This window comes from Streptomyces sp. ADMS (assembly GCF_033441795.1).
Classification (GTDB): Bacteria; Actinomycetota; Actinomycetes; order Streptomycetales; family Streptomycetaceae; genus Streptomyces.
In genome coordinates this window covers 23,087-44,463 of the sequence record NZ_JAVFVX010000022.1, presented here as the reverse complement: position 1 = coordinate 44,463, position 21,377 = coordinate 23,087, and the positions used below count along the sequence as shown (strand labels likewise).

The window sequence follows — 21,377 nt, the reverse complement described above, 5'->3', positions numbered from 1 at the left end:
CGCGGGGGCGTGACATGCCGTATCCGGCCCGCAGCGCGGAAGCCCCCGCAGCCGCCCCCCCCGGGCAGGTGTTACAGCTCTGCCAGCAACTCAGCCTTCTTCGCCGAGAACTCCTCGTCGGTCACCAACCCGGCCTCGTGCAGCTCACCGAGATGCCGAATCCGTTCAGCGACATCCCCGGGAGCACGCCGACCGGGGTTCGCACTGATCGCCGCCGGACCTCCGGAGGAACGCCGCACCGCCGCCAGTACCGCCGCCGCGAACGGCAACGACTCATGCACAGGCCCGTACCCCAGCCCGAACACCACCGAGGCGGGGTCCTGGTCGACCGGAGTGACGGAGGACTCCGCCCGCCGCACCAACCGCAGATGCCCCTCGAACACCTCGGGCGACCGCCACTCCACTCCGCTCAGGTCGGCGACCGGAAACGTCTGGTCGCCGGCCTTCCACTTCGCCGACGACGCGCCTGTCCAGAACCAGCGGAAGGACACGGCCCGCCCGTCGAAGGACGCCTTCGCGTCGTACGCCTTGAACGCCCGCGGCACCTCGGGCGCAGCCACCAAAAACCTTTCAGCAGGCCCCTGCTGGGTCAGCTGGGCCCGCAGCTCGTCCGCGTAGTACTCGGCGAGCGTCTCCCGCTCGGCCGGCAGCACCAGCCGGTACGGGTCGCAGCCCTCCTTCAGCTGGCCGTCGGCCGCCTCCATCAACGGGTCGGCGCCCGGACGGGGTTCGGCACGCAGGACCACCGTGCCGCGCTTGCCCGGAGTGAGCGTCACACCCGCGATCGCCTCAAGGGGGATACGGCGTTCGCCGAGCGCCTGGAACAGCTTCGGCGTGCGCAGGCCCCGTTCGAAGCGGATGAGCACGGAGTCGGAATCGAACTCCCAGGCGGCATGAAATCCGGCCAGTACGTCACCCATGCGGCTCATCGTATGTGGCGCGAGCTTCATAGTCCCCTCCCCGGGCACACCGTGATTTCTGCGTTCTCTACGCGCGTCCGGCCATCGCCCCGTCGGACAAACCCTTCAGACACACGTCATCCTTGCGGTCCTGCTGATCCTTGGGAACCCGCTGAGCGCACCGCACAGCGCGATACGCGCCGACGCCGATCTCCGCGAAGTTGTGCAGACTCTCCGTACCCGGCTCGAAATAGCCGCCGTGTCCCTTCGCGCCCCGCGCGGACAGCACCCGCGCGCCGAACGCCGACGACACCGGATCGGCGCCGTGTCCCAGGCCGCCGACCTCCAGGTACGGCACGTCCTGGATCCAGTCGTCGGCGTCCCGCATCGCCCACACCCGGGCGGAGGTGCGCAGCTGAGCGGAGTTCTCGGCCCGCATACCGGGGCTGCCGGCCACCGCGATGTCGGTCACCCGGCGCGGCAGCGTGCGCGCGGCGACCCCGCACACCACCGAACCGTAGCTGTGGCAGTACAGGGCGACCGACGCCCGGCCGGGCAGACCACGCACCAGCCTGTTCAGCCGCACCGCCCCCGACTCCGCGCGCATCGCCGTCGCCGCGTCCATGCCGAGCCCGCTGGGCGCGGTGTAGTCGGCCCACGCGATCACGGCCGTACGGGTCGTGGGACTCGCCTCCCACTCCGCGCGGTACAGCGCCGAGGCCATGCCGACGGGCGCCGAGTACCTGCGGTTGGTGCGCTGGAAGGTGAGGACGTCGGTGTCCACGCCCGGGACCACGACCGAGACGCGCTGCGCCGTGACGAGGTCGCCGAAGACCTCGGCGACGCGGCCCGAGCCCTCGGGGTCGAAGGAGAGGATCTGGCGGCCCTTCTCCAGCAGGTCGTCGTAGCGGTGCATCCGGCGCCCCGCCTCGTGCTGGCCGACGGACGAGAGCCGGTTGTCGTGCATACGCACCCGCTCGGCCTCGCGGGCCGTGCGCAGCGCGATGTGGTTGGCGCGGTAGCGCAGCGCGACGGGCACGCCGTTCATGTTGCCGACCGCCAGCGGGTAGCGCCGGACGAGCCGGTCGCGCTGGTGGGCGGTGAGCGAGGCGAAGAACCGGGTCAGCCGGCCGGGCGTCCCGTCCGGGTCGGGCAGCGAGCGGCCTCCGATCCGTCCGTCGTCCCACGCGGAGAGCGACGCCTGGAGCGGCGAAGGGGTGCGATGGCTGCGGACCGCGGTCCAGCCGGTCGTCGCGAGCATCACGAAGACCACGGCCAGCGCCAGCAGAGCGCGCCAGACGTTCAGTTGCGGGGAGGTGTCGAAGGAAGTCACTGAAAGGACACACTAGGAGAACGAGAGGGTCTCGCGTTGGCCGAGTGACGGGGATCACGTTTCGATAACTGACGCTGGGTATGCCACTCCGTACGCACGCCGGTACGAGGCGTCATCGCCGTCTCGTCGGCCGCATCAGCCCACCGAACAGGTCCGGCACGACCTGCGGTTGGAGGTCGCCGTCCACGTCCCCACCCTCACGCTCAGCGATCAGCCGCGCCATCGCCTCCTCCGTCTCGGCGGAGTGGCGCGTGTGCGTGGCGCTTGCCTCTGTGAAGCCGTCCTCCCTGAGGACGGACGAGGAGACGGTTGTCTGGCGGTGTCCTGACCCGAGAGCCGACAGTGACCTCGCGGGCAACTGGACGGCCGCGGGCCTTCCGCCGCTCACCCCGGAGACGCTCGTCGCGCAGATGACGGAGGTCGCCCACGACACGTTCATCTCCGGCATGAGCCCGGCCGGTCCGGTCGCCGCCGGGGTCGCGGTCCTGGTCGCGCTGCTGACGAGGCGCGGCGAGAACGCGGAGGCGGGCGCGGGCGCCGCGAACATGTGAGGCGCGTATATCGCGCATATATCTATGGCCTGGGCGGCGGAGTTCCCCTATCAGGGTGACTCCGCTAAAGATTCCTCCCCTTCGGGACACGGGACAGGTCACAGTTAGTCAAGTCCTCCGCACGACATGGCCTGTACGACATGGCTCGTACGACCTGGGAGGACGGCCGGGCCGCGGCGCGCTGCCGGAGGGGGACAGCGCGCCGGCGGGCCCGCCGAAAGGGCGGGAAGGGTCTCCAGCGGTGCGGCGATCGGCTCGGTGAGCCGCGGAAAGCCGATTCCGGCTCGGGCGCAGCCATATCGTCCTGGGCCCCGTGGCCATCGTCTGCGGCTGGCCGGCGATGGGCCGCAGCTGGAAGGGCCCGCACCCGATACCGGCCCTGGTGGCCGTGATCCTGGGCGCGATCGACACTCTCCTGGCCATCATCTGGCTGGCGAGCGCCACAGGCCCGACGACCGGCTTCTTCTGAGCGTCCGTCTGGCGCGGGCCTCCTAACGGGGCTGCTCCTCACCGACCCGTTCCCTCGTGACGGTGAGGGCGGTCACCTCCGCCCGCAGCGCCCGTACCTCGTCCGTCAGTGCCGCGATCGCCGCCGTCTGGCGCCGTTCCTCCACGTCGTCCATCTCGAACCGGGAGATGAACCAGGCGGCGATGTTCGCGGTGACGAGGCCGAGCAGCGCGATCCCGGACAGCATCAGTCCGACCGCCAGGACGCGGCCCACTCCGGTCGTCGGCGCGTGGTCCCCGTACCCCACTGTCGTCATCGTGGTGAACGACCACCACAGCGCGTCATCCAGCGTTCGGATGTTCCCGTCCGGTGACTCGCGTTCCACCGACAGCACGGCCAGCGAACCGAACATCAGCAGTCCCACCACGGCCCCGCCGACGTACGTCGTCAGCCGTACCTGGGACGCCATCTGGGCCCGCCGGCCCACCAGCAGCAGTGTGGAGACGATCCGCAGCAGCCTGAGCGGCTGGAGCAGCGGCAGCAGTACGGCGAACAGGTCCAGCCAGTGCCGTCGTACGTAGTCCCGGCGATGTTCGGCGAGAGCGACCCGCACGAGGTAGTCGACGGCGAACGCGCCCCACACCGCCCACTCCGCGATCGTGCACGCGATCGACACGGACCGGCTCGCGGAACCGTACACGATCGGCACCGCGTAGGCGACGGCGAAGACGACCGCGAGCGCCATCAGGGGCCGTTGGGTGTGCCTTGCCCAACGGGCCTGTGCCGATGGTTCCTTCATGCCCCGCATCGTAGGTGCTCCGGAGCGACCCACAGGGCCGCGGGGTGCTGCGCGACCAGCTCCCCGCGACCCGCGGACGGCCAAGTACCTGATGACCGCCCGCCCGGCGGAGTGCCTACGCGTCGCCGCCCGCGGCGCCCGGGTCCGCCGACGCCACGTCGAGCAGCTGGTACCGGTCGATCGCCTGCTTCAGCACCGAGCGGTCCACCTTGCCCTCCCTGGCCAGCTCGGTCAGCACGGCCACCACGATCGACTGCGCGTCGATGTGGAAGAACCGCCGCGCCGCACCCCGGGTGTCAGCGAAGCCGAAGCCGTCCGCGCCCAGCGACTGGTAGGTCCCCGGCACCCAGCGCGAGATCTGGTCCGGAACCGAACGCATCCAGTCGGACACGGCCACGAACGGACCCTCGGCCGCGCTGAGCTTCCGTGTCACATAGGGGACGCGCTGCTCCTCCTCCGGGTGCAGCAGGTTGTGCTGCTCCACCGCGACCGCCTCGCGCCGCAGCTCGTTCCAGGAGGTCGCCGACCAGACGTCCGCCCGTACGTTCCACTCCTCGGCGAGGATCCGCTGGGCCTCCAGCGCCCACGGCACCGCGACACCGGACGCGATGACCTGGGCCGGGATGGTCCCCGAAGTCCCTTCGCCCACGCGGTGGATGCCCTTGAGGATGCCGTCGGCATCGACGTTCTCGGGCTCTGCCGGGTGCTGGATCGGCTCGTTGTAGACAGTGAGGTAGTAGAAGACGTCCTCACCCACTTTGCCGTCGGCGGACTCCCCGTACATCCGGCGCAGACCGTCCTGCACGATGTGCGCGATCTCGTACGAGTACGCCGGGTCGTACGCCACACAGCCCGGGTTCGTCGAGGCGAGCAGCTGCGAGTGGCCGTCGGCGTGCTGCAGACCCTCGCCGGTCAGTGTCGTGCGACCGGCGGTCGCACCCAGGACGAAACCGCGCGCCAACTGGTCGGCCATCTGCCAGAACTGGTCGCCGGTGCGCTGGAAACCGAACATCGAGTAGAAGACGTACACCGGGATCAGCGGCTCGCCGTGCGTCGCGTAGGCCGAGCCTGCGGCGATCAGCGAGGCGGTGCAGCCCGCCTCCGAGATGCCGTCGTGCAGCATCTGGCCGGTCGGCGACTCCTTGTAGGCGAGGAGCAGCTCGCGGTCGACCGACTCGTACTGCTGGCCGAGCGGGTTGTAGATCTTCGCGCTCGGGAAGAAGGAGTCCATACCGAAGGTGCGGTACTCGTCCGGCGCGATCAGCACGAAGCGCTTGCCGATCTCCTTGTCCCGCATGAGGTCCTTGAGCAGCCGGACGAACGCCATGGTCGTGGCGATCGACTGCTGACCAGACCCCTTCTTCACACTCGCGTACGTCTTCTCCTCCGGCAGGGCCAGTGGCTTGGCCCGGACGACGCGGGTCGGGACGTAACCGCCGAGCGAGTTGCGGCGGTCGTGCATGTACTGGATCTCTTCCGAGTTCCGGCCCGGGTGGAAGTACGGCGGCGCGCCGCCCTCCAGCTCCTTGTCGGAGATCGGCAGATGGAGCCGGTCGCGGAAGCCCTTGAGGTCGGCGACCGTCAGCTTCTTCATCTGGTGCGTGGCGTTGCGGCCCTCGAAGTTGGGTCCGAGCGTCCAGCCCTTGACGGTCTTGGCGAGGATGACGGTCGGCTGGCCCTTGTGCGCCTTGGCCGCCGCGAACGCCGCGAAGATCTTCCGGTGGTCGTGGCCACCGCGCCCCAGATGCAGGACCTGGTCGTCGGTCATGCCCTCGACCATCGCGCGCAGCCGGGTGTCGTCACCGAAGAAGTGGTCGCGGATGTACGCGCCCGTCTCGGTGGCGTACGTCTGGAACTGACCGTCGGGGGTCGTGTTCATCTTGTTGACGAGCACACCGTCCCGGTCCTGCGCGAGCAGCGGGTCCCAGCTCCGGTCCCACACCAGCTTGACGACGTTCCAGCCGGCGCCCCGGAACTGTGACTCCAGCTCCTGGATGATCTTGCCGTTGCCGCGCACCGGGCCGTCGAGCCGCTGCAGGTTGCAGTTGACGACGAAGGTCAGGTTGTCGAGGCCCTCGCGGGCGGCGATCGACAGCTGGCCGAGCGACTCCGGCTCGTCCATCTCACCGTCACCGAGGAACGCCCACACGTGCGACTTGGAGGTGTCCGCGATCCCGCGCGCCTCCATGTAGCGGTTCATCCGGGCCTGGAAGATCGCGCCGAGCGGACCGAGGCCCATCGAGACGGTCGGGAACTCCCAGAAGTCAGGCATCAGCCGCGGGTGCGGGTACGAGGACAGCCCGTACGGCGCCTTCGACTTCTCCTGGCGGAACGCGTCGAGCTGCTGCTCGCTGAGCCGGTCGAGGAGGAACGCGCGGGCGTAGATACCGGGTGAGGCGTGGCCCTGGAAGAAGATCTGGTCGCCGCCGTCGCCCTCGTCCTTGCCCCGGAAGAAGTGGTTGAAGCCCACGTCGTAGAGGGAGGCGGAGGAGGCGAAGGTCGCGATGTGGCCGCCGACGCCGATCCCGGGCCGCTGGGCGCGCGAGACCATCACGGCCGCGTTCCACCGGGTCGCGTTGAGGATGCGGCGCTCGATCTCCTCGTTGCCGGGGAAGAATGGCTCGTCCTTCGTCGCGATCGTGTTTACGTAGTCCGTGCTCCGCATCTCGGGCACGGCCACGCGCTTCTCGCGGGCACGCTCGATCAGCCGCAGCATCAGATAGCGGGCCCGCTCCCGGCCGCGCTCGTCAACGGCGGCGTCGAGGGAGTCGAGCCACTCCTGGGTCTCTTCGGGATCGAAGTCAGGAACCTGACTCGGAAGGCCGCCAATGATGATCGGGTTGCGATCTGATCCGGAAGCCACGCTGTTCCTTCACTCTCGGGGGGGGCTTGATCCGGGGCACGCACGGGGCCTGCCCTGGGGCTGGGATGCACTGCTCCCCATCGTGTACCCCGGGGCCGGGTACGTCACCTCTACTCAGAGGTAGCCCCGGTGGAGGGCGCTGCGAGGGGTGGCCGCAGCCAAATCGCAACGATACGCCCAGTCCGTGACGTGTTCCGTAAAGCGATTCGGATCCAGCACGTTTGTGTGAGAGGTTCGGGAGTCACTCGGGAGCAGCAAAACCGCAAAGCGGGCAGAATGGTGTGTCGTGGGTCACTTGTTCCCGGGAACCGCTGTCTGAAGTTGCGGCGACACCGCCAGGATCGTCACCGTTTCGGCGGTCTGAACGGCCGGGTACTTGCGCGATCCGCCCCGCCCGTGTGGACTACGGCCAATGCTTCGCGCACGCGCGTGGCTGGACATTTCTCGAACATGATCAGGAGGCAACCCGTGAGCGCGACCGCGGACCACGCGGAGGAGCGGACTAACCCTGCCGCAAGGCTGGGGTTCCAGCCCGAGCAGGTGGTCCAGGAGATCGGCTACGACGACGACGTCGACCAGGAGCTCCGCGAGGCCATTGAGGAAGTCATCGGCAGCGATCTCGTGGACGAGGAGTACGACGACGTCGCAGATGCCGTGGTGCTGTGGTTCCGCGACGAGGACGGCGACCTGACCGATTCGCTGGTGGACGCCACCGCGTACATCGAAGAAGGCGGCGCGATCCTGCTCCTCACGCCCAAGACGGGCCGTGACGGCTACGTGGAGCCGAGCGACATCTCTGAAGCCGCGACGACGGCGGGTCTGTCGGCGACGAAGAGCGTCAGTGTGGGCAAGGACTGGAGTGGGAGTCGTCTGGCGACACCCAAGGCAGCGAAGTCCAAGAAGTAAGCAAGTGACCGTTCGCCGGTGCGGGCGTCTACCGGGGGTTGCGCCCCCAGACCCCCGATCGGCCTGAACGGCCTCGTCCTCGAACGCCGGACGGGCCGGATCACTCCGGCCCGTCCGTCGCCTTATGGTCGGCGCTCACTAGGGTGTTCTCACCCGAACAGCCCACCGAAGGGATGCAGGATCATGGCGATCGAGGTCGGCGACAAGGCCCCGGACTTCGAGCTCAGGGACAACCACGGCGCCACCGTACGGCTCTCGGACCTCCGCGGCGCGAAGAACGTGGTGCTGCTCTTCTATCCCTTCGCCTTCACCGGCGTGTGCACCGGCGAGCTGTGCGACCTCCGGGACAATCTGCCGAGGTTCTCCGACCGCGACACCCAGGTGCTCGCCGTCTCCAACGACTCCATCCACACCCTGCGCGTCTTCGCCGAGCAGGAGGGCTTCGACTACCCCCTGCTGTCCGACTTCTGGCCGCACGGCAACATCTCGCGCGCGTACGGCGTCTTCGACGAGGACAAGGGCTGTGCGGTGCGCGGGACCTTCGTCATCGACAAGGAGGGCGTCGTGCGGTGGACCGTCGTCAACGGCCTGCCGGACGCGCGTGACCTGAACGAGTACGTGAAGGCCCTCGACACCCTGTGATTCTTCGGTTCCAGGCCCTGCGGGGGACGGGAACCCGTTACTAGGATCAACACGTTGATCCGATACCGGCGCACGACGGGGCACACCGCCCCCGGCAGCAGACGAGACACCAATGGAGGACTCGTGGGAGTCAGCCTCAGCAAGGGCGGCAACGTATCGCTGACCAAGGAGGCCCCGGGCCTGACCGCGGTCATCATCGGTCTGGGGTGGGACATCCGCACCACCACCGGGACCGACTTCGACCTCGACGCCAGCGCGATCCTGACGAAAGCCGACGGCAAGGTCAGTTCCGACGCCAACTTCGTGTTCTTCAACAACCTCAAGAGCCCGGACGGCTCGGTCGAGCACACCGGTGACAACACCACCGGTGAGGGCGAGGGTGACGACGAGCAGATCAAGGTCAACCTCGCGGCGGTCCCGGCCGACATCGACAAGATCGTGTTCCCGGTCTCGATCTACGACGCCGAGAACCGTCAGCAGTCCTTCGGTCAGGTGCGCAACGCGTTCATCCGCGTCGTGAACCAGGCGGGCGAGGCGGAGCTCGCGCGCTACGACCTCTCCGAGGACGCCTCGACGGAGACCGCCATGGTCTTCGGTGAGCTGTACCGGCACGGCGCGGAGTGGAAGTTCCGCGCCATCGGCCAGGGATACGCGTCCGGCCTGCGCGGTATCGCGCAGGACTTCGGCGTGAACGTCTGATCCGGTTCCCTCCGGCCACGTCGTCCGGCGTCGCACTCCCGGTGCGGCGCCGGACGCGCTCAGTTACGCGATCGCAAGGTTTCACCTCGGGGAGGACCAGCATCATGGGCGTCACGCTTGCCAAGGGGGGCAATGTCTCCCTCTCCAAAGCCGCACCGAATCTCACTCAGGTGTTGATCGGGCTCGGCTGGGACGCGCGTTCCACCACCGGCGCGCCGTTCGACCTCGACGCCAGCGCGCTGCTGTGCGGGGGCGGGCGGGTGCTGGGCGACGAGTGGTTCGTCTTCTACAACCAGCTCAAGAGCCCGGACGGCTCGGTCGAGCACACCGGCGACAACCTCACAGGTGAGGGCGACGGCGACGACGAGTCGCTGATCGTCGACCTTCCCACGGTGCCGGCCGCCTGCGACAAGATCATCTTTCCGGTGTCGATCCACGACGCCGACAACCGCGGCCAGACCTTCGGCCAGGTCAGCAACGCCTTCATCCGGGTCGTCAACCAGGCCGACGGCCAGGAACTGGCGCGCTATGACCTGAGTGAGGACGCCTCGACGGAGACTGCGATGATCTTCGGGGAGTTGTACCGCTATCAGGGCGAGTGGAAGTTCCGTGCAGTTGGTCAGGGGTACGCGTCGGGTCTCCGGGGCATCGCTCTAGACTTCGGAGTCAACGTTTCGTAAAGCCGGGTACGGCAGCGGGGGAGACCCGTGAACACACGATTGGGTAGCCAGTGATTCTGAAAACCTTCGGCTGGTCGTTCGCGGTCACCGCGCTCGGCCTGGTCGCGGCGGCCTTCTACGGAGGGTGGACCGGCTTCGGTGTCGTGGCGATCCTCTCCATCCTCGAGATCTCGCTGTCCTTCGACAACGCGGTGGTCAACGCCGGAATCCTGAAGAAGATGAGTGCCTTCTGGCAGAAGATCTTCCTCACCATCGGTATCCTCATCGCCGTCTTCGGTATGCGGCTCGTCTTCCCCGTCGTGATCGTGGCCGTCAGTGCCAAGATCGGTCCGATCGACGCGGTCGATCTCGCGCTCAACAACAAGGACCGCTACCAGGAACTGGTCACCGACGCCCACCCGTCGATCGCCGCCTTCGGTGGCATGTTCCTGCTGATGATCTTCCTCGACTTCATCTTCGAGGACCGTGACATCAAGTGGCTCGGCTGGCTGGAGCGCCCGCTCTCCAAGCTCGGCAAGGTCGACATGCTGTCGGTCTGCGTCGCCCTCATCGTGCTCATGATCTCCGCGATGACCTTCGCGACCAACGCCCACCAGCACGGCGGCGCACACGTCGACAAGGCACAGACGGTCCTCATCTCCGGCATCGCCGGTCTGATCACGTACATGATCGTCGGTGGTCTCTCCGGCTACTTCGAGGGCAAACTCGAGGAAGAGGAGGAGCGCGAGCACGAGGCCGAGGAAGAGGCCGCGCGCACCGGCAGGAAGAAGCCGGCCATCGTCCTCGCCGGCCAGGCCGCGTTCTTCATGTTCCTGTACCTCGAAGTCCTCGACGCGTCCTTCTCCTTCGACGGTGTCATCGGCGCGTTCGCCGTCACCAACGACATCGTGCTGATGGCGCTGGGTCTCGGTATCGGCGCGATGTACGTCCGTTCGCTGACCGTCTACCTCGTGCGCCAGGGCACCCTCGACGACTACGTCTACCTGGAGCACGGCGCGCACTACGCGATCGGCGCCCTCGCCGCCATCCTGCTCATCACCATCCAGTACGAGATCCACGAGGTCATCACCGGCCTCGTCGGTGTCGTCCTGATCGGCTGGTCCTTCTGGTCCTCCGTGCGCCGCAACAAGGCGCTGGCAGCGGCAGAGGGAAAAGCGTCGGGCTCGGACGAGAAGACTGAGGTCTCGTCAGGGGTGTGACAACCTCCGGTGTGAGGAACGCTCTGAGCGGGGCGGCTACGAGGAATCGTCCTCGTCGGCCGCCCCGCGGCATTGCGGACAGTGGAACCGACGGCACTGACGGATTCGCGGGGCGGGACGGGTGGGGACGGGATGAGTTTCTGGGACGACCTGTGGCGCGGCCGGTCGATGGAGTTCGACGCCGGCAACGCGGCAAGCAACTCCATCGAGCTGACCAAGCGGCACCAGCGGGTCTCGCTCACCAGGCAGGGCGCCGCGACCGGGCATCTGCGCATCAACCTGTCCTGGCGGATGCGCACGTCGGACATCGGCGGCCCCAAACGCCAGAGCCTGTGGCGGCACCCGTTCCAGGCCCTGAAGCCGGAGGAGGTCCAGGGCCACACCCGGAGCATGGTGAACGTCGACCTGGACCTGGGCATCCTGTACGAGCTGGCCGACGGAACGAAGGGGGTTGTACAGCCCCTGGGGGGTTTTCTCGGAGAGACGAACGCGCCGCCGTACGTGAAGCTGAGCGGGGACGACCGGTTCGGGTCGGCGTCCGGCGAGACGGCGTACGTCAATCTTGATCACCGGGACGAGATCAAGAGGCTTCTGGTGTTCGTGTACATCTACGACCAGACGCCGGCGTTCGAACGGACCCACGCGATCGTGACTCTTTACCCCAGCAATGGGCCCCGTATCGAGATAGGGCTGGACGAACGGCACTCTCAGGCGCGGTCATGTGCGGTAGTGATGATCGAGAACGTGAAGAACGAGCTGATCGTGCGGCGGGAAGTGAAGTTCGTCTACGGGTTCCAGGCGGAGCTCGACCGGTTGTACGGGTGGGGACTGCAGTGGGGGCGGGGCTACAAGACAAAGGCCGAGCGCTGACCCTGGTCCGGGCGGGGGCGCCTGGGAGCTCTGGGGGCTCCGCGCGGTGGCGGGTGCGGGTTGTGTGCGGTTGATCGCGCCCTGCGGCGGGGGGCCGCGCAGAGTCACAGCCCCGCCTCCCCCTGCAGGGGCGCGTCCGCCCTACCGTCCGATGAACTGCGGGCCCTGGGGCGGGAAGCCGAAGTCCTGGCCCGGGGGTGCTCCCACCGGCTGCGGGTAGCCGTACGCCGGCTGGGTCGGGAGCGCGGGCGGGTGCTGGACCGTCGTGGCCGCCGAGGCGTCCGTGGACGGGGTGTCCACGGACGGGGTGTCCGTGGGCTCGGGAAACGGTTCCTCGGCCGGCGGGTCCTCCACCGAGATGCCGAAGTCCGTCGCCAGGCCCTCCAGGCCGTTCGAGTAGCCCTCGCCCAGCGCGCGGAACTTCCAGCCCTCACCGCGGCGGTACAGCTCGCCGCAGATCAGCGCCGTTTCCTCGCCAGTCTCCGGCTTGACGTCGAAGTACGCCAGCGGCTCGCCGTCCGCGACCGTGCCGTCGTACAGCAGGATGCGCAGCGACCGTACGCGGTCGAAGGCGACGCCGTCCGCCGAGGCGACCAGCAGAATCTGTCCGACTCCTGACTCGACACCGGTCAGATCCGTCTGGATCGTGTCGGTCAGGCCCTCGGCCACCCGTTTCTTGCCGAGCCGCCAGACCTTGCCCGAGGGGTGGCGGGGCTGGTTGTAGAAGACGAAGTCCTCGTCGGAGCGCACACGACCGTCGGGACCGAGGAGCAGCGCCGAAGCGTCGACATCCGGAACCCCCTGCCCCGGCGTCCAGCGCAGCACGGCGCGCACCGTCGTGGCTTCGAGCGGGACGTTCGACCCTTTCAGCATCGCGTGCGTCATGCGGTCATCCTGCCCTCTCGGTCCTGGTCACGACAACGCGGGGGCGTCGATTCCGCATGTCCGCGTTACCTGAACTTCATTCCCAGTGGGAACCCGCGACATGGATCCCTACGTACTATTACCGGCCACCATCAACACTCGACCGACACCTGATCAGTACTCGACCGGCCGTCCAGCCGCCACGGGGGAGTCTCATGCGTCATTTCGGGCACATCGCCCCTGAGGTACGGCAGCGTCTGTTCCACCAGGAGCCGTGCGAGTTCACCGCCGACTCCCCGGCCCGGCTGCTCGCCGCCGCCCTGGGCGCCACCCTGTACAGCCCGGCCACCCGCCCGCGCCTCGCCGACGCCATCGTCAAGCAGGTCTCCCGCGGTGTCGTCTCGATGGTGCTGTGCCTGGAGGACTCGATCGACGACTCGGAGGTCACGGACGCCGAGGAGAACCTGGTGCGGGAGCTCGGCGTGCTCGCCGAGCGCCCCGACGCCGCCACCGGGCTGCCACTGCTGTTCATCCGCGTCCGTACGCCCGGGCAGATCCCCGACCTCGTACAGCGCCTCGGGTCCGCGGTCCGGCTGCTGTCCGGGTTCGTGATGCCCAAGTTCACCGAGGAACGCGGGATGCCGTTCCTGGAGGCCCTCGCCGGCGCCGAGGCCGCGAGCGGCCACCGTCTCTTCGGCATGCCCGTGCTCGAATCCCCCGAGCTGATGTACCGGGAGACGCGCGTAGAAACCCTGGAGGGCATCTCCCGCGCCGTCGACAAGTACCGCGACCGCGTCCTCGCCCTGCGCCTCGGCGTCACCGACTTCTGCTCCTCCTACGGGCTGCGCAGAGCCCCCGACATGACCGCGTACGACGTCCACGTCGTCGCCTCCGTCATCGCCGACGTCGTCAACATGCTGGGGCGGGCCGACGGCACCGGCTTCACCGTCACCGGGCCCGTCTGGGAGTACTTCCGGGTCCAGGAGCGCATGTTCAAGCCACAGCTGCGCCGCAGCCCCTTCCTGGAGGGGCAGGCCGAGGAACTGCGTGAGAAACTCATCGAGCACGCCATGGACGGGCTGCTCCGCGAGATCAGCCTCGACCAGGCCAACGGTCTGCTCGGCAAGACCTGCATCCACCCCTCGCACGTGCTGCCCGTACACACCTTGTCCGTGGTCAGCCACGAGGAGTTCAGCGACGCCCAGGACATCCTGCGGCCCGAGCGCGGCGGCGGAGGCGTCCTGCGGTCGGCGTACACGAACAAGATGAACGAGGTGAAGCCGCATCGGGCCTGGGCCGAGCGGACACTGCTGCGCGCCGAGGTCTTCGGCGTCGCCAACGAGGACATCGGCTTCGTGGAGCTGCTCACCGCCGGTATCCCCGACTGATCTCCGCCTTCGATCACCTGTACGACTGCCATGACCGACCTGGCACCCCCGACGAACACACATAGGGACTCATGAACAACGCTGTGCACAACGGGGTCTGGTCCGGGACCTGGGTCGCCGAGCGGCTCGGTGTCGAGCTGGTCGGCGACGACGAGCTGCGCGAGCTGCTCGGCCTCGCCCTGCGGCGCAACCCCAGGCGGGCGCACCTGCTGGTGTCCAACGTGCTCGGCAAGCACGTCCCGCAGTCGCCCGCCGTCGTCTACGGCCACGGCTTCGCCCTCGGCAAGCGGGTGCGCGAGCTGCTCGGCGCCGACGAGTCCCGGCGCGCCGTCGTCCTCGGGTACGCCGAGACGGCCACCGGGCTCGGCCACTGCGTCGCCGACGGCGTGGGCCTCGCGCCCTACCTCCACTCCACCCGGCGCCCGGTCGACGGCGTCGCCCCGGCGGGCGGCTTCGAGGAGTCCCACTCGCACGCCACCTCCCACCTCCTCCTCCCGGAGAACCCCGCGCTGCTGGCCGGCCCCGGCCCGCTGGTCCTCGTCGACGACGAGTTCTCCACCGGCAACACCGTCCTCAACACCATCCGCGCCCTGCACGAGCGCTATCCGCGCGAGCGGTACGTCATAGTCGCCCTCGTCGACATGCGCTCCGCCGCCGACGCCGGCCGCCTGGACGAGTTCGCGGACGAGATAGGCGCCCGCGTCGACCTGGTCAGCGCGGCGGACGGAACGGTTCGCCTGCCGGAGGGCGTGCTCGCCAAGGGTCAGGCGCTCGTCGAGCGGTACGAGAGAGCCGCAGCGCCGGTCCAGCAGGGAGCCGGGGGGCGGGTGTCCCGCGTCGAGCTGCGCTGGCCCGCCCGGCTGCCGGACGGCGGGCGGCACGGGTTCACACCCGGGCACCGAATACGCCTGGAGGGCGCGCTGCCCGCCATGGCCGCCCGGGTCGCCGACGCGCTGCCCGACACGGCCCGGCGCGTCCTCGTGCTCGGCTTCGAGGAGCTGATGTACGCCCCGCTGCGCCTCGCCCGCGAGCTGGAACAGGTGGCGGAGGGCGCCGAGGTCCGCTTCTCGACGACCACCCGTTCACCCGTCCTCGCCGTGGACGACCCGGGGTACGCGATCCGTAGCCGTCTCGTCTTCCCGGCCCACGACGACCCGGCCGACGGCCATGGCGAGCGCTACGCCTACAACGTGGCCGGCGCCGGCTTCGACGCCGTCGTCGCGGTCGTGGACTCCGCCGCCGACACCCCGCAACTGCACGCCCCCGGCGGCCTGCTGGCCACGCTCGCCGCACACACCCCGAACGTCGTGCTCGCCGTCCTCCCCTCGTACGTACCCGCACCTCCGCACGTACCCGAAAGGCCCCGCATGCTGCCCGAGCCCCTCCGCGGACCCGCGTTCTCCTCGTATCCACCGGACGAGGTCGGCTGGCTGCTGCAGGATCTCTCGGACGTCAGCCTGGAGGCGCCCACCGAGGAGCGCGAGGAGGCGATCCAGGCGGGCGGCGCCCACTACGCCGAGTCGCTGCCGGTCGAGTACCAGCCCAGCGACCAGTACCAGGAGCTGTTCCGCGCCGCCCTCGACACCTCCGCCGCCCGCATCGCCCAAGCCGTGGGCGCGGTGACCGAGTTGGTGCTCGCCGAACTCCCCCACAGCCGAAAGCGCGGGGGGACCCCCACACCGCGGCCGGTGCTCGTCTCGCTGGCCCGCGCCGGAACGCCCGTCGGCGCCCTCATGCGCCGCTGGGCCAAGCACCGTCACGGGCTCGAACTGCCCCACTACGCCGTGTCGATCGTCCGGGGTCGCGGCATCGACGCCAACGCGCTGCGCTGGCTGGCCGCCCACCACGACCCCGCCGACGTGGTGTTCGTCGACGGCTGGACCGGCAAGGGTGCCATCACCCGCGAACTCGCCGACGCCATCGAGGAGTTCGAGGCATCCGACGGCATCACCGGCTTCGCCCCGGAGATCGCGGTCCTGGCGGACCCGGGCTCCTGCGTCCGTACGTACGGCACCCGCGAGGACTTCCTCATCCCCTCCGCCTGCCTCAACTCGACGGTTTCCGGGCTCATTTCGAGGACCGTCCTGCGCGCGGACCTGGTCGGGCCGAACGACTTCCACGGCGCGAAGTTCTACCGCGAACTCGCCGGCGCCGACGTCTCGGTGGACTTCCTCGACGCCGTCTCCGCCCGCTTTCCGGAGGTCGCGGACGCCGTCGGCACCTCGGTCAAGGAACTGCTCGCCGCCGACCGTTCCCCGACGTGGGAGGGCTGGGCGGCAGTCGAGCGGATCAGCGAGGAGTACGAGATCCACGACGTGAACCTCGTCAAGCCCGGCGTCGGTGAGACCACCCGGGTGCTGCTGCGCCGCGTCCCCTGGAAGATCCTGGCCCGCGCCGGAGCGGGCGCCGACCTCGACCACGTACGCCTGCTCGCCGAGCAGCGGGGCGTACCCGTCGAGGAGGTGGCCGAACTCCCGTACACCTGCGTGGGTTTGATCCACCCCAAGTACACCCGGGGCGCGACCGGCGCCGACGGCCGGGCGGTGTCGGTATGAGTCCCGTCCTTGTCGCCAGCGATCTCGACCGTACGCTCATCTACTCCGCCGCGGCCCTCGCGCTGACCATGCCGGACGCCCGCGCGCCCCGGCTGCTCTGCGTCGAGGTGCACGAGAGCCGGCCGCTGTCCTACCTGACGGAGGTGGCCGCCGGACTGCTCACCGAGCTCGGCGACGCGGCCGTCTTCGTGCCGACGACGACCCGGACCCGCAAGCAGTACCTGCGCATCAACCTGCCGGGCCCGGCACCGAAGTACGCGATCTGCGCGAACGGCGGCCACATCCTCGTCGACGGTGTCGCCGACGAGGACTGGCACGCCAGGGTGCAGGCGAGGCTCGCGGACGAGTGCGCGTCCCTGGACGAGGTCCGGGACCATCTCGCCGCCACCGCCGACCCGCTCTGGGTACGCAAGCACCGTATCGCCGAGGACTTCTTCGCCTACCTCGTCGTCGAGCGCGAACTGCTGCCCGACGAGTGGGTGAAGGAACTGGCGGTCTGGGCGGAGGTCCGCGGCTGGACGGTCTCCCTCCAGGGCCGCAAGATCTACGCCGTGCCGAAGCCGCTCACCAAGAGCGCGGCCATGCGCGAGGTCGCCCGCCGCACCGGCGCCACCCTCACGCTGGCCGCCGGCGACTCCCTCCTCGACGCCGACCTCCTCCTCGCCGCCGACCGCGGCTGGCGGCCCGGCCACGGCGAACTGGCGGAAACCGAGTGGACGGCGGACACGGTCAACGCGCTGCCCGAACGGGGGGTCGCGGCGGGGGAGAGGATCCTTCGGGAGTTCCTGCGTGAGACGCGTGACGCCCGGGGGAATCCAGGGGCTCCGGCGACCCGGTAGAGGCCCGGTCACGTCCTCCCTGTGCCCGTCGCCGTACGCCCCGTACGGCGACGAAGGCGGCCAGTGCCAGGGCGGCCCCGACGAGCACCACCTTCGAGTACGCGGAGACGACGGTCGTGACCTCGGCCCAGTTGTCGCCCAGCAGATATCCCGCGCACACGAAGGCGGTGTTCCACAGGGCGCTGCCGAGGGTGGTGAGGCAGAGAAACACGGTCAGGGGCATGCGTTCGACGCCTGCCGGCACGGAGACCAGGCTGCGGAAGACGGGGATCATCCGCCCGAAGAACACCGCCTTCGTGCCGTGCCGCAGGAACCACGCCTCGGTCTTCTCGATGTCCGCCACCCTGACCAGCGGCAGCCGGGCGGCGATGGCGACGGTGCGGTCGCGGCCGAGCAGCGCGCCGACCCCGTACAGCGCGAGCGCACCGACGACCGAGCCCGCCGTGGTCCAGAGCAGCGCGCCGAGCAGACTCATCCGGCCGGTGCTCGCCGCGAAACCGGCCAGCGGCAGGATCACCTCGCTCGGCAGCGGCGGGAAGAGGTTCTCCAGCGCGATGGCGAGGCCCGCGCCGGGGGCGCCGAGCGTGTTCATGAGGTCGGTGACCCACTGGGGTGCGGCCGTCGTGGCTGTCATACGGCCACGCTAGGGAAACCGACCTGAAGGGACCCTGAACCGCCTTCCCGGCAGGCCCTCAGCCGCAGCAGCCCCCGCCGCAGCAACCGCCGCCACCGCCCGACCGGGGCGCCGCCGCCGGTGCGGACGCCGAGCCGCCGACGGCGACCGTCGACAGGAGCTTCACGGTGTCGTCGTGACCGGAGGGGCAGTCCGCGGGGGCGGCCGACTCGGCCATCGGGCGGCTCAGTTCGAAGGTGTCGCCGCAGGTGCGGCAGCGGTACTCGTAGCGAGGCATGGGGACAGGTTAGTGCCCAGTGCTGGTCCCCCCGTCGTTCGGGCGCGGACCCCGCGGTTTCGATACCGAACACCTACTACTACGCCTGCCGCACCTGATCGCTCCGGTCACGCCGCTCCGGTCCCTACCCGGGCCGAGGCGGCGGGCCGCCACGACAGGGGGGTGTGCTCAGTGGGCGGTCGTCCCGCGCTCCTCGCGGATACGCGTCACCACACCGGCCACCGCGTGGCGCACTGCCTCCGTCTCCGTCAGGAAGTGCCAGTAGTCGGGGTGGCGGCCCTCCAGCGAGGCGATCGCGCGGTCCAGGCGGGCCACCGAGTCGTCCAGCGGGCGGGCGTCCCGCGGGTCCGGAGTGTTGCGCCCCGACATGGCCAGCCGCTGCGCGTCCCGGATCGCGAAGCGCGTCCGGTCGATCTCGCCCTGCGGGTTCTTCTGCACGGCGTTCAGCTGCCGCAGCCGCTCTCCGGCCGCCGACACCGCCTCGTCGGTGGTGTTCAGTAGCGCCCGCACCGTCGACAGCAGAGCTGTCGCGTCCGGCCAGCGCTGGGCGTCCCGGGCGGCCTGCGCCTCCCTGAGCCTGGTCTCGGCCTGCCGTACGTGGTCCGTGGCCTGTTCCGGAATGTGCTGGAGGTCCTGCCAGCACGCCGCCGAGAACCGCCGCCGCAGCTCGCTCAGCAGCGGCTGCACCTGCCCGGACCGAGTGGTCAGCGCCTCCGCGCGGGTACGCAGCGACACCAGCCGATGGTCGATCTCGGCAGCCCGCTCGGGCAGCCGCTCCGCCTCCGCCCGCACCGCCTCCGCCTCACGCGCGACCCGGTCCGCCCGCTCCAGCGTCTCCGGTACGCCGTGCTGCCCCGCGCCCTGGTTGAGCCGCGTCAGCTCGGGCCCGAGAGCGGCGAGCCGGGCGGCGAGGTCGTCCGCCCGCAGCCCCGACGCCCGTACCGTGTCCAGGGCGTTCGAGGCGGCCAGCAGGGCCTGGCGGGCGCGCTCCACGGAAGGCGCGAGCCGGGCCAGCTGCGTCTCGGCCTTGCCGAGCAGCGGCCCGAGCCCGTCCGCGAAGCGGTCCAGGTCCTGCTTGACCCGCCCCAGCTCCTCCTTGGCCCGGGTCAGCTCGGAACGGGCCTGGTTGGCGGCCGAGGCCTCCAGGTCGTCGCGGTCGAGATCGTGTGCGTCGACGGCGTTGATGTACTGGCCGCTGGCCTCGTCGATCCGGTGCCCGAGCCTCTCGAAGTCGGCGACGGCGCGCCGGGCGGCGGGGGTGTCGTCGACAGCCTTGATCGTCTCTATCGAGATCCGCAGATCCCGCTGGGCGGTGTCCAGTTCGTAGAAGGCGGCGGCAGCGGCGTCCTTCGCGGCCTGCGCCTCGGCGCGCTGACTCTCGGCCCGCCCGCCGAACCACCGCCGTGTACCGCCGCCGGCGAAGGCGGCGGGCAGGACGAGAAGCAGCGGCAACGGCAGCAGTACGAGCGTCAGCGCATCCCGGGCGGCGGCGCGCACGCCGGTGCGACGGGCCTCGGGTGGGCGGTGCGGGGAACGGCGGGACGACTGGTGCGCGCGCGGCGCAATCGGCGTGTACGGCTCAGAAGTGGTCGCCGTCACATCCCTCTCCCGTGCTGTGATCTGCCCTGCCCGGTTCATTCTCCCACCGGTTGAGGACGAACACACGGCCCGGTCGGTTCGCGCTGCGCGTACCAAGTCGCGTATCGGGTCACGTACCGAGCGCGCACCGGGCCGCCGGGAGGCTCACTTGGCGGCGGCCCGCACCCGTATGCTCCCGTCCTGCGTCTTCGCGGACACCAGGTGCGAGCTGCGTTCGTCGCGTGGCACGGACACCTTCACGGAGCCGTCGTCGGAGTCCGCCGTCACGCGGTACGTCTCGTGGGGCAGCTCGATGGTGAGCGAGCCGTCGTCGCTGCTCGACTCGACCAGGTCCGGTACGGCGGCGAGTTCGAGTCGCACCGCACCGTCCTCTGAGTGCGCCCGCACCTGCTGGGAGCGCACCCCGAGGGCGCGGATGGAACCGTCGTCGGTGTGCAGCCTCAGCGGGCCGGTGGAGTCCTTGACGGTGACGGAGCCGTCTTCGGAGCGGATGTCGAGGGCCTGGTCGAACCCGCGCGCGGTGACCCTCCCGTCCCCGTTCCGCACGACGACGGAGACATCGCGCGGCACCTCGATCCGGTGCTTGGCGGAGCAGTCGGCGACCACGCCCGAGCACTTCACCCGCAGCTTGAGCCGGTCGTCCTCCATGGACCAGGTCACCTTGGGATCCTTGCCCATGGTCACGGAGCCCTGGAACCAGCGGGTGACCTCGATCCGGCCCGACCTGACCGAGTCCACGGCGACGATGTCGAGCCCGGACTCGTTCGAGTCGACGGTGAGCGTGCGCCCCTGGAGAGCGAAGGAACGGTGCTCCGGATCCTTGTCGTCCCCCGCGGAGGCACAGGCCGACGCCGTGACGACGAGTGCGACCACGGCACCGGTGACGGCGACTGCGCGGGTGCGGATGCGGATGCGGATGCGCGGAAATGCTGATCGGGCCATGGTCCTTCTCCCCCTGAGGCGAACGCGGGACCGGTGATCGGCGATCGTTGGAGCCGGCCCTGCGACACTCTTCGACCGTACGGAGCCGGTGCCCGCCGGGGCATCCGGGACGCTCCCCGATCCGTAGTGGGGAAAACCCCCGCATCCGAGCCCGAGGATCTCCGGGACGGATACGGGTTTGCGAGGCAGGGCCCCGGGCAATGTAGGCTGGCGGCTCGTCCTGGGCGCGTAGCTCAGTGGTAGAGCGCCGCCCTTACAAGGCGGATGTCGGCGGTTCGAAACCGTCCGCGCCCACCAGGATCAAGCAACGAGTGGCCCTCCGGCGGTTTCGCCAGGGGGCCGCTTCGTGTGGCGAGTGTGGCGAACGCGACCTTCGGATCACCCTCGTAT

General features: G+C 69.7%; 18 protein-coding genes, 1 tRNA gene and 2 pseudogenes. 12 read left to right on the top strand and 9 right to left on the bottom strand.

What is annotated here, in order from left to right:
• Nucleotides 1-71: 71 nt before the first annotated feature.
• Together RB628_RS12730 and RB628_RS12725 are read right to left on the bottom strand one after the other, a co-directional pair.
• Nucleotides 72-920 carry a DUF4429 domain-containing protein gene (locus RB628_RS12730; RefSeq protein WP_318320477.1) on the bottom strand — a complete coding sequence of 283 codons (849 nt, stop codon included), beginning with the start codon at nucleotides 918-920 and terminating at the stop codon, nucleotides 72-74.
• 67 nt (nucleotides 921-987) lie between these two features.
• Nucleotides 988-2,232: an alpha/beta hydrolase gene (locus RB628_RS12725; protein ID WP_318320476.1), complete on the bottom strand. Its 1,245-nt coding sequence runs from the start codon at nucleotides 2,230-2,232 to the stop codon at nucleotides 988-990.
• Between the two features lie 332 nt (nucleotides 2,233-2,564).
• Here RB628_RS12725 and RB628_RS12720 point away from each other — a divergent pair.
• Nucleotides 2,565-2,783 (top strand): annotated as a pseudogene (locus RB628_RS12720) (MFS transporter); the annotation flags it as partial.
• A 298-nt stretch (nucleotides 2,784-3,081) separates the two neighbouring features.
• Nucleotides 3,082-3,252 (top strand): annotated as a pseudogene (locus RB628_RS12715) (small hydrophobic protein); the annotation flags it as partial.
• A 22-nt stretch (nucleotides 3,253-3,274) separates the two neighbouring features.
• On the opposite strand, the gene RB628_RS12710 reads toward RB628_RS12715, so the two are convergent.
• Entirely contained in the window at nucleotides 3,275-4,030 is a 756-nt protein-coding gene (locus RB628_RS12710; RefSeq protein ID WP_318320475.1) for a potassium channel family protein, read from the bottom strand.
• A gap of 115 nt (nucleotides 4,031-4,145) precedes the next feature.
• Nucleotides 4,146-6,893 carry a pyruvate dehydrogenase (acetyl-transferring), homodimeric type gene (gene aceE / locus RB628_RS12705; protein WP_318320474.1) on the bottom strand — a complete coding sequence of 916 codons (2,748 nt, stop codon included), beginning with the start codon at nucleotides 6,891-6,893 and terminating at the stop codon, nucleotides 4,146-4,148.
• Between the two features lie 468 nt (nucleotides 6,894-7,361).
• Between aceE and RB628_RS12700 the strand changes: the two genes are divergently transcribed.
• From RB628_RS12700 to RB628_RS12675, 6 genes are all read left to right on the top strand, one after another.
• A complete protein-coding gene (locus RB628_RS12700; protein WP_318320473.1) occupies nucleotides 7,362-7,799 on the top strand; it encodes a DUF3052 domain-containing protein in 438 nt (145 codons plus the stop codon).
• A 183-nt stretch (nucleotides 7,800-7,982) separates the two neighbouring features.
• Nucleotides 7,983-8,441 (top strand): peroxiredoxin, encoded by a 459-nt coding sequence (locus RB628_RS12695; RefSeq protein ID WP_318320472.1) that lies wholly within the window; start codon nucleotides 7,983-7,985, stop codon nucleotides 8,439-8,441.
• Nucleotides 8,442-8,564: 123 nt separating this feature from the next.
• Nucleotides 8,565-9,140 (top strand): TerD family protein, encoded by a 576-nt coding sequence (locus tag RB628_RS12690; RefSeq protein WP_318320471.1) that lies wholly within the window; start codon nucleotides 8,565-8,567, stop codon nucleotides 9,138-9,140.
• A 104-nt stretch (nucleotides 9,141-9,244) separates the two neighbouring features.
• A complete protein-coding gene (locus RB628_RS12685; RefSeq protein ID WP_318320470.1) occupies nucleotides 9,245-9,820 on the top strand; it encodes a TerD family protein in 576 nt (191 codons plus the stop codon).
• 50 nt (nucleotides 9,821-9,870) lie between these two features.
• Nucleotides 9,871-11,019 carry a DUF475 domain-containing protein gene (locus RB628_RS12680; protein WP_318320469.1) on the top strand — a complete coding sequence of 383 codons (1,149 nt, stop codon included), beginning with the start codon at nucleotides 9,871-9,873 and terminating at the stop codon, nucleotides 11,017-11,019.
• Between the two features lie 132 nt (nucleotides 11,020-11,151).
• Nucleotides 11,152-11,889, top strand: a complete 738-nt coding sequence (locus tag RB628_RS12675) for a Tellurium resistance (RefSeq protein WP_318320468.1) — start codon at nucleotides 11,152-11,154, stop codon at nucleotides 11,887-11,889.
• A 141-nt stretch (nucleotides 11,890-12,030) separates the two neighbouring features.
• Here RB628_RS12675 and RB628_RS12670 read toward each other — a convergent pair whose 3' ends face one another.
• The gene (locus tag RB628_RS12670) at nucleotides 12,031-12,774 is read right to left on the bottom strand and encodes a TerD family protein (protein ID WP_318320467.1); all 744 of its coding nucleotides are present in this window, start codon (nucleotides 12,772-12,774) and stop codon (nucleotides 12,031-12,033) included.
• A gap of 194 nt (nucleotides 12,775-12,968) precedes the next feature.
• Between RB628_RS12670 and RB628_RS12665 the strand changes: the two genes are divergently transcribed.
• From RB628_RS12665 to RB628_RS12655, 3 genes are all read left to right on the top strand, one after another.
• The gene (locus RB628_RS12665; RefSeq protein WP_318320466.1) at nucleotides 12,969-14,141 is read left to right on the top strand and encodes an HpcH/HpaI aldolase/citrate lyase family protein; all 1,173 of its coding nucleotides are present in this window, start codon (nucleotides 12,969-12,971) and stop codon (nucleotides 14,139-14,141) included.
• Between the two features lie 71 nt (nucleotides 14,142-14,212).
• On the top strand, nucleotides 14,213-16,696 hold the full coding sequence (locus RB628_RS12660; protein WP_318320465.1) for a phosphoribosyltransferase: 2,484 nt from the start codon (nucleotides 14,213-14,215) through the stop codon (nucleotides 16,694-16,696).
• The gene (locus RB628_RS12655; protein WP_318320464.1) at nucleotides 16,693-17,535 is read left to right on the top strand and encodes an HAD family hydrolase; all 843 of its coding nucleotides are present in this window, start codon (nucleotides 16,693-16,695) and stop codon (nucleotides 17,533-17,535) included. The genes RB628_RS12660 and RB628_RS12655 overlap by 4 nt, the downstream gene beginning before the upstream one ends.
• Here RB628_RS12655 and RB628_RS12650 read toward each other — a convergent pair.
• The 4 genes from RB628_RS12650 to RB628_RS12635 all read right to left on the bottom strand — a co-directional run bounded on the left by RB628_RS12650 (nucleotide 17,426) and on the right by RB628_RS12635 (nucleotide 20,987).
• Nucleotides 17,426-18,169 (bottom strand): DedA family protein, encoded by a 744-nt coding sequence (locus RB628_RS12650; RefSeq protein WP_318320463.1) that lies wholly within the window; start codon nucleotides 18,167-18,169, stop codon nucleotides 17,426-17,428. The genes RB628_RS12655 and RB628_RS12650 overlap by 110 nt on opposite strands.
• 58 nt (nucleotides 18,170-18,227) lie before the next feature.
• The gene (locus RB628_RS12645; protein ID WP_318320462.1) at nucleotides 18,228-18,446 is read right to left on the bottom strand and encodes a zinc ribbon domain-containing protein; all 219 of its coding nucleotides are present in this window, start codon (nucleotides 18,444-18,446) and stop codon (nucleotides 18,228-18,230) included.
• A 168-nt stretch (nucleotides 18,447-18,614) separates the two neighbouring features.
• On the bottom strand, nucleotides 18,615-20,045 hold the full coding sequence (locus RB628_RS12640; RefSeq protein ID WP_318320461.1) for a hypothetical protein: 1,431 nt from the start codon (nucleotides 20,043-20,045) through the stop codon (nucleotides 18,615-18,617).
• 144 nt (nucleotides 20,046-20,189) lie between these two features.
• Nucleotides 20,190-20,987, bottom strand: a complete 798-nt coding sequence (locus RB628_RS12635; RefSeq protein WP_318320460.1) for a DUF4097 family beta strand repeat-containing protein — start codon at nucleotides 20,985-20,987, stop codon at nucleotides 20,190-20,192.
• Between the two features lie 222 nt (nucleotides 20,988-21,209).
• Here RB628_RS12635 and RB628_RS12630 point away from each other — a divergent pair.
• Nucleotides 21,210-21,284, top strand: a tRNA-Val gene (locus tag RB628_RS12630).
• The last annotated feature ends 93 nt before the right edge of the window (nucleotides 21,285-21,377 follow it).

Bases quoted from the DNA above. Each gene is read 5' to 3' on its own strand.
- RB628_RS12730 (WP_318320477.1), bottom strand. From the start codon at position 920: ATGGGTGACGTACTGGCCGGATTTCATGCCGCCTGGGAGTTCGATTCC.
- RB628_RS12710 (WP_318320475.1), bottom strand. From the start codon at position 4,030: ATGAAGGAACCATCGGCACAGGCCCGTTGGGCAAGGCACACCCAACGG.
- RB628_RS12695 (WP_318320472.1), top strand. From the start codon at position 7,983: ATGGCGATCGAGGTCGGCGACAAGGCCCCGGACTTCGAGCTCAGGGAC.
- RB628_RS12685 (WP_318320470.1), top strand. From the start codon at position 9,245: ATGGGCGTCACGCTTGCCAAGGGGGGCAATGTCTCCCTCTCCAAAGCC.
- RB628_RS12675 (WP_318320468.1), top strand. From the start codon at position 11,152: ATGAGTTTCTGGGACGACCTGTGGCGCGGCCGGTCGATGGAGTTCGAC.
- RB628_RS12670 (WP_318320467.1), bottom strand. From the start codon at position 12,774: ATGACGCACGCGATGCTGAAAGGGTCGAACGTCCCGCTCGAAGCCACG.
- RB628_RS12665 (WP_318320466.1), top strand. From the start codon at position 12,969: ATGCGTCATTTCGGGCACATCGCCCCTGAGGTACGGCAGCGTCTGTTC.
- RB628_RS12660 (WP_318320465.1), top strand. From the start codon at position 14,213: ATGAACAACGCTGTGCACAACGGGGTCTGGTCCGGGACCTGGGTCGCC.
- RB628_RS12655 (WP_318320464.1), top strand. From the start codon at position 16,693: ATGAGTCCCGTCCTTGTCGCCAGCGATCTCGACCGTACGCTCATCTAC.
- RB628_RS12650 (WP_318320463.1), bottom strand. From the start codon at position 18,169: ATGACAGCCACGACGGCCGCACCCCAGTGGGTCACCGACCTCATGAAC.
- RB628_RS12645 (WP_318320462.1), bottom strand. From the start codon at position 18,446: ATGCCTCGCTACGAGTACCGCTGCCGCACCTGCGGCGACACCTTCGAA.
- RB628_RS12635 (WP_318320460.1), bottom strand. From the start codon at position 20,987: ATGGCCCGATCAGCATTTCCGCGCATCCGCATCCGCATCCGCACCCGC.